This window comes from Nocardia sp. NPDC060220 (assembly GCF_042727815.1).
In the GTDB taxonomy this organism is placed as follows: domain Bacteria; phylum Actinomycetota; class Actinomycetes; order Mycobacteriales; family Mycobacteriaceae; genus Nocardia.
Genome location: NZ_JBHWZY010001277.1, coordinates 1 through 1351 on the forward strand (window position 1 = coordinate 1; position 1351 = coordinate 1351).

Annotated in this window: 2 protein-coding genes and 1 pseudogene; all 3 read left to right on the forward strand. The window is 68.1% G+C overall.

Annotated elements, in window-relative coordinates:
* Positions 1-207 (forward strand): annotated as a pseudogene (locus ACFWF3_RS36010) (hydrolase); the annotation flags it as partial.
* A gap of 108 nt (positions 208-315) precedes the next feature.
* On the forward strand, positions 316-1047 hold the full coding sequence (locus ACFWF3_RS36015) for a GntR family transcriptional regulator (protein WP_378993109.1): 732 nt from the start codon (positions 316-318) through the stop codon (positions 1045-1047).
* An 85-nt stretch (positions 1048-1132) separates the two neighbouring features.
* Positions 1133-1351 (forward strand): hypothetical protein (locus ACFWF3_RS36020; RefSeq protein WP_379318643.1); only part of this gene is annotated, 219 nt, incomplete at its 3' end.

The following is a 1351-nucleotide window of genomic DNA, read 5'->3' on the forward strand; positions in this document are numbered from 1 at the left end:
CGTCCCGATGTGAGCGTGACCGATCCGATGATCGCCCGGCCCGATGCCTTCTTCGGCACGCTCGGGGTCGGCCCGTACGCCTACCCCGGTTGCAACTTCCTCGACTGCCTCGGCGAAACTCCGAAGGCCCCGTTCGCGGATTCGCCACCGGGATGCGTCATCCTGGGATGCGTCGGCACCGACCCGCGTACACCGGGAATCCGCTGATCCGGGTGTAGATCTCTGGGCTCCTCGGCGCCGGTCGCGTATTCTCGGTTCCACCGGATAGGACCAGTAGGGACCGGTCGGCCTACCAGGAAAAAGGAGCCACTGGCGATGCCCGCACCGCTGCGCGACAGCGCAGTGCCCAAACACGAACAGCTGCGCGCGATCCTGCTGCAGAAGTGCACGCGCGAGCTACAGCCGGGCGACCTGCTGACCAGCGAGCGCAATCTGATGCAGGACTACGGCGTCAGCCGGATCACCGTGCGCGAGGCGGTCGGTCAGCTGGTGAACGAGGGATATCTGGTCCGGGTTCGCGGCAAGGGCACCTTCGTCGCGCACCGGCCCGTGCAGTCGCGGCTACACCTGGCCTCGTTCACCGAGGAGATGCGCGCGCTCGGCCACCATCCGACCACCCTGGTGCTCGTTGCCGAGGAGGCGATAGCGCCCGAGGCCACCGCCCGCGCGCTGCGTCTGCCGCAGGGCGTGCTCGCCTATCACGTGCGCCGATTGCGGTTGGCCGACGACGATCCGGTCAGCGTCGACGACGCCTGGTTCAACCCCGAACTGGTGCCCGGCCTGATCTCGCACGACCTCACCGGCTCGATCTACCGGACCACGGCAGACCGCTACGGCAGGCCGATCGAACGCGCCGTGCAAACAGTCGACGCCCAGGCCGCCGAAGCCGGTGTCGCGGCGCTGCTCGGCGTCAAGAAGGGCGCTCCCGTACTGCATTTCGACCGGGTGTCGTTCAGTGCGGAGGTGCCGATCGAGCACACCCAGAGCTGGTACCGCGCCGACCGCTACCGCGTTCAGATGGAAGTGGGCCAGCGGCCACAGGCGTAGCGGACCGCGCCGATCTGGTGTGAAATCAGCGTATTTCAGTTACCGTCTGGGAGCTATCACAGCGAAGCTCTCGGAGGTATCAGCCATGTCCATCCGTCAAACCACCGCCGCCAGGACAGGCCTGCTGGCCGTGCTCGCCGCGGGAACCCTGCTCGGCACCGCCGGCACCGCCGGCGCGGTCGGCAGCGCCGATTGGGATCTGCTCCCCTCCGGTTCGGTCGTGATCGGCCCACCCACCGGTAGCTCGATGGGCTCGGTCGACGTCGGTAGCGGCACCGGCTCGTTCGACGCCGACCTCGGCTCC